Genomic DNA, 5,058 nt, shown 5'->3' with positions numbered 1-5,058 from the left:
GGGAAGGAGGATGATCCCAAATCTCAATTTCTTTGTAGAAATATTTGTAATCACAGTATTTCCTCCTGCAATCCAACATTCGGTTGAACCCCGTAAGTCAGCGATTATCATCTGCCTGCCCCTGCGCATGCAAGCAGATGGAGGAGATTTCATGCTTGACGACAGCCCCCACCAGAAAGTTGAGACCGGCCTTGGCAAGCTTGAAAGAGCCTTTGCTAACAAGGATATCAATGCAGCTGTTAATCTGTTTCAGGATTGTTGCTGGCGCGATCTTGTAACGTTCACCTGGAACACTAAGACGCTCGAGAGACACATCCAGATCAGGGCTATGCTGCCCAATTCACCGATCAAGGATAGGTAACTTCGGGAGGAGTATAGGGTTGTTGTCGTCCCCTTGAGGGCGGTCCAACCGGGATGACGGCGTTGGAGTGATGGCCCTTTCTGTGGCGTATCAGAAGCTCTATCGCGGTCCTTTCCCAGCTTATAGGCCGACTGGTCAACCCAGTTTTGGCGGGCTTGCTACGCTTGTCCAGTCTGCATCATGGAATGTAATCAGCGATACATCCTCGGGAGACGCAACCACGCGCCCTTGATATTCGGCTGTGTCCAATTCCGCCGCAATTTGTCCGGCGGTCAAGATATTACATCGTAGCGAATGACGATGCGTCCCTCGATCTGCCCGGAATTAAGGTCTTCGAGAGCATCCTTGATACCATCGAGCGTTATTTCCTTTATTTTCATCGACAAGGGATTATCGGTGTGTATGCGCAGCAACTCGCGCATTTCAAGGCGTGTGCCAACACTTGTCCCGGTGATCACAACGCCTGTGCCTGTCAGCCATTCCTGATTGACTGGAACGGGATTTGATACCATCGCAGTGGCGACAATTTTCCCGCGTGGGCGAATGCTCCCAATCATCATGGGCCAGGTTGCTGCAGTCGGGGCAAAGTTGATGCATGCATGCATCTTTCCAAGGCTCTCCAACTTCCCGATCGCTGTATCGTCGGCGATCAATGTCGCCTGTGCACCCACCGCTCTTGCGAGCTCGAGTTTATCTTCTGAGATGTCGAGAGCAACGACGAAGGCGCCCGATCGTACTGCAATCTGGATGGCGTAAAGGCCGAGACCGCCGCAGCCGAATATTGCGCAGCGCATGCCCGGTTTCAGTTCTGCCTTGGTTATTGCTGAATAAGCTGTAACGCCCGCACACATCAACGGGGCAAGCGAACCTGCATCGGCACCATCAGGCACGGGAATGGCGTACCCTGCATCAACAATCACATATTCGGCAAAGCCACCGTCTACATCGAAACCGTGCGCGCGCTGGAATTGGCAAAATGCCTCCTGACCGGCTAAGCATTCATCGCACGTGCCACAGGTATTGTGCAGCCAAGGAATGCCCACGCGATCCCCAGCTGTGAAATTATCTACGCCAGGTCCTGTCGAAACAACGCGACCGATGCCTTCATGTCCAAGTATCTGCGCAGCGGGTTTACCGCTGCCTGGCCGCACGGATCCTTTCCATACATGCAGGTCCGTGTGGCACACACCGCAGGCTTCCAGCTTCACCAGCATCTCGCCATGCGCAGGTTGCGGAACTGGCAAGCAGTTGATTGTGATTGATCCGCCCGGGTTTCCGTCGAGGATAGCTGCACGCATATCGAGGCTGTCGAAAAGGCTCATTTTAAAAGCTCTTCCTTGACCTTTGCCAGCGCCGGAGATCCGTCAAGCATGGTTACTCCGTCCAGCCATTTGTCCAGGTTTTGCGGATTTTTGCGGATCATGGCCATTGCCGCCTCTTCGCCGGTCGCGCCGTCGTCGAGCATTGACTTCATTCCGACGTTTTCTTGATCGACGGAAAACACCAGATTCTTGAAGAATCGAGCAACGTTGGGGCAATTGGCAGCATAACCCGGACGTGTCAGTGTCCAGACGGACGAGCCACCAAAATCTGGTCCGAATTCCTCATCGCCCCCCGATAGATAATCCATCTTCAGATTGAGGTTCATCGGGTGAGGTTGCCAGCCAAGAAAGACTATCCACTCCTTGCGCTCCACGGCTCGTTTAACTTGCGCCAGCATCGCTTGCTCACTGGATTCCACGATTGTCCATCCGCTTAGACCGTGGCTGCCCTTAGCAATCATATCAAGCAAGGGCTGGTTGGTGCCTGGCTCGATGCCATAGATCTTCTTGCCGAATTTATCCGCGAATCTGCTGAGGTCATCGAATGATTTGACGCCGGCGGCAGCAACATAGTCAGGAACCGCGAGGGTATACTTTGCGCCGGAAAGATTGGTCGTGAGTACGTCCACCCACTTTTTATCGAAGAATTCCTTGAACTCAGTGTTTTGCGCCGGACGCCAGTTGCCGAGGAACACGTCGGTCTGTCCGTCTTTGAGGCTTGCGTAAGTGACACTAAGGCCGAGCAGGCTGCTCTTCATCGAGTAATTCATGGCATTGAGAACAATGGTTGCCGTTGCCGTCGTCAGCGCGATATCGGTCCATCCAAGATCCGCAGCTTTGATGGTTGCGCAGGAAGCATCTTCCGCCAACGCCGTTTTCACACTCGTAAGCAACAGACCTGCCATAAGCGCAGCCGATAGACGCTTTCTCATGTCGTACCCCTCTGGTTTTCTAACGTGAGACAATGACGGGAGCTTCGCATCGTGGAATTTTTTGTCAATTCAAAATATTGTATGAGCATACAAAAATTTGAACGCTATAGTGATAATAGCTTCTTGCAATTGATTTGGGGCACATGAAACGTTCAATCGAAGACATAAGACGGCAGGAATTGATTGAGGGAGCCTACAGGGCCTTTTTGCAGTTCGGAATCGACGGGTTGACCACCGCACGGATCTGCAAGGAGGCCGGCATGTCACCTGGCATCCTGTCCTATTATTTCAAGAACAAGGATGAGGTTTTGTTCTGGATGGTGCGGCATGCCAACCGCGTCATCATGGATGAAGTGGTGACGCGCATGAAACGCGCCCCCAATCGTTGGGATCGCCTCTTAGCCATAATTGAAGGCAATTTCCCTGAAACCCTGTTCGAGCAGAATATCGCCAATGCCTGGCTGTCATTCTATGTCGCGAGCGCGCGCGACCCGCAACTTGAACGACTGCAACGGCTTTTTCATCGACGTCTGGCATCGAATATCAGCAGCTGCGTCGACCAGGTGATGGATGATGAAAGCGTGCCGCGCTTTGTAGCAATGGTGGCCATTCTCATCGATGGCAGCTGGCTGCACCGCGCCGCAGCAAGCACCAAGATATCAAATGCTGAGGCGATTGACTTGATCAAAACTCAAGTCGAGTACGCGCTCGGCTCCGCGAAAGTGGGTGAGATGAAGAGGATAAAATGATCAAGGCATGTTCCGCGCGCAATGATTGGCTCATCCTCGGGCCGTCGAAAAGATCGCGCGACTGAACGACGTTAAAAATCATGTGCAACGATTATGAGCAACATATCCGTTGGGCCGAATACTGCGAAATGATGCAGGCGCTCAAGTTTGGCATCCCTTCCCACCAAAGCGAGCTTGATCTCCCACGGGCCGATGACATCAAGGTCAATGATATGGCTCCCGTCATGCGTACCGCTGGAAATGATATCGAACTTACGCAGCTGAACTTTGGCCTCCCGTCGTCGGGGCGTGGCGGACCCGCATTCAATTTTCGATCAGAGGGACGACACTTTGCCGAGAGCAAACGATGCCTCATTCCGGCAAGCGCCTTTTTCGAATTCACAGGTAAGAAATATCCAAAGGCGAAGCATCGGTTCGCTTTGAATGATGCGCCCTTCATGGCGATCGCCGGGATATGGCGCGATGGTCACGGTAATCACCCACCGTCTTTTGCGATGTTGACAACAATGCCAGGTCCGGACGTGGAACCTTATCACAATCGCCAGGTGGTTGTGCTTCGCCCCGAAAACTGGGCAGCGTGGATTTACCTGACGAGTTCTGAGCCGGAACTGCTGCAACCGCTTCCAGAAGGCTCGCTGACGGTGGAAACTGTTCGGGCAGGAGCGGATTGACGAAGCCCAGTTACGGTGCTCGCGGGAGCTCGACACCAATTTTAGTGAGGCATCGAAATGCCACAGCGTAGCGCCGGATTGCTGATCCACCGCCACAGTAGTGGACTTGCCGAAGTCTTGCTGGTGCATCCGGGTGGACCGTTCTGGACCAAAAAGGACGACGGCGCGTGGTCGATCCCAAAGGGTCTGATCGACGAAAATGAGGACGAGCTGGCAGCGGCTCGGCGGGAGGTCAGGGAAGAACTTGGCGTAGAGATCATCGGAACCTTCGTTCCTCTGGGAGAATTCAAACAGCCCAGCGGCAAAGTCGTCATCGCCTGGTCCGTCGAGGCAAACGTGCGGGTAGAAGCGATCATCAGCAACACATTCGAAATGGAATGGCCGCCAAAATCCGGGTCAATGAAAGAGTTTCCAGAGGTGGACAGAGCTGGCTGGTTCGAATTGCCTCAGGCGGAGCGCAAAATTCTCAAGGGACAGCGCGCTATCTTGCTGGAGTTCGCAAGACGGCATGTTGCCGAGTGAGCATCCCCAAGTCCAATAATGACGTGATAGCCGTGCATTAGAATAGCGGTAGGAACCCACATGACACTTTCTCGTTTGTTGGGAAAGGACCTCTCGGCATGATTAGAGGCAAAGATGCGCTCCAAAATCACAAATCTACTATTGAGTGCACTTGATCCGACAACAACCTTGGCACATTCTGTTACCCGAGCTTTCGCCTATTAAGCCGAAGGCATCCAGTCGTGGAGAAGGCCCATTAATCTACATTTGCCCGATGTCACTCTCACAAGTTATACAAGCGGCGAGATCGTCACAGGCCCAAATCGAATGAGCTTTGAAGCTATGACGGAGCTGATTAAACCTGTCGTTGGTTCAGACGGGGATTTCGACACGATGGTCGAACAATTGATGAACCAAGGTCGTACGTCGATCAGACCCAAGGACCGTCCAGATCGCGAAATAATCATTCTCATGGTTCAATCTTCGTAGCCTAAAACCCGGTCCAAAGTTTGCGATGCTTCA

5 protein-coding genes and 1 pseudogene are annotated in these 5,058 nt (G+C 52.9%); 4 read left to right on the top strand and 2 right to left on the bottom strand.

The genetic code is table 11. The features are described from left to right. Positions 1–151: 151 nt before the first annotated feature. Positions 152–334 (top strand): annotated as a pseudogene (locus AAAC48_RS21190) (NAD(P)/FAD-dependent oxidoreductase); the annotation flags it as partial. Positions 335–633: 299 nt separating this feature from the next. Here the strand turns inward: AAAC48_RS21190 and AAAC48_RS21185 are convergent. Both AAAC48_RS21185 and choX read right to left on the bottom strand, forming a co-directional pair. Further along, positions 634–1,683, bottom strand: a complete 1,050-nt coding sequence (locus tag AAAC48_RS21185) for a zinc-dependent alcohol dehydrogenase (protein ID WP_340656086.1) — start codon at positions 1,681–1,683, stop codon at positions 634–636. Beyond that, positions 1,680–2,588, bottom strand: coding sequence for a choline ABC transporter substrate-binding protein (gene choX / locus AAAC48_RS21180; RefSeq protein ID WP_340656085.1), 909 nt, complete (start codon positions 2,586–2,588; stop codon positions 1,680–1,682). Before choX ends, AAAC48_RS21185 begins: the two co-directional genes overlap by 4 nt. Positions 2,589–2,758: 170 nt before the next feature. Here choX and betI point away from each other — a divergent pair, with 170 nt between their 5' ends. The 3 genes from betI (at position 2,759) to AAAC48_RS21165 (ending at position 4,557) form a co-directional block, all read left to right on the top strand. Next, positions 2,759–3,364: a transcriptional regulator BetI gene (betI, locus tag AAAC48_RS21175; RefSeq protein ID WP_340656084.1), complete on the top strand. Its 606-nt coding sequence runs from the start codon at positions 2,759–2,761 to the stop codon at positions 3,362–3,364. Between the two features lie 80 nt (positions 3,365–3,444). Beyond that, positions 3,445–4,035, top strand: a complete 591-nt coding sequence (locus AAAC48_RS21170; RefSeq protein WP_340656083.1) for an SOS response-associated peptidase family protein — start codon at positions 3,445–3,447, stop codon at positions 4,033–4,035. 57 nt (positions 4,036–4,092) lie between these two features. Further along, entirely contained in the window at positions 4,093–4,557 is a 465-nt protein-coding gene (locus AAAC48_RS21165) for an NUDIX domain-containing protein (RefSeq protein ID WP_340656082.1), read from the top strand. Positions 4,558–5,058: the final 501 nt, after the last annotated feature.

The organism is Phyllobacterium sp., from assembly GCF_037994405.1.
Lineage (GTDB): Bacteria > Pseudomonadota > Alphaproteobacteria > Rhizobiales > Rhizobiaceae > Phyllobacterium.
The sequence above is the reverse complement of the archived record's forward strand: the minus strand, read 5'-3'. Positions and strand labels throughout refer to the sequence as shown.

Excerpts from the sequence above, each read along its gene's own strand:
- choX (WP_340656085.1), bottom strand. The coding sequence starts at position 2,588 with ATGGCAGGTCTGTTGCTTACGAGTGTGAAAACGGCGTTGGCGGAAGAT.
- AAAC48_RS21165 (WP_340656082.1), top strand. The coding sequence starts at position 4,093 with ATGCCACAGCGTAGCGCCGGATTGCTGATCCACCGCCACAGTAGTGGA.
- AAAC48_RS21185 (WP_340656086.1), bottom strand. The coding sequence starts at position 1,683 with ATGAGCCTTTTCGACAGCCTCGATATGCGTGCAGCTATCCTCGACGGA.
- AAAC48_RS21170 (WP_340656083.1), top strand. The coding sequence starts at position 3,445 with ATGTGCAACGATTATGAGCAACATATCCGTTGGGCCGAATACTGCGAA.
- betI (WP_340656084.1), top strand. The coding sequence starts at position 2,759 with ATGAAACGTTCAATCGAAGACATAAGACGGCAGGAATTGATTGAGGGA.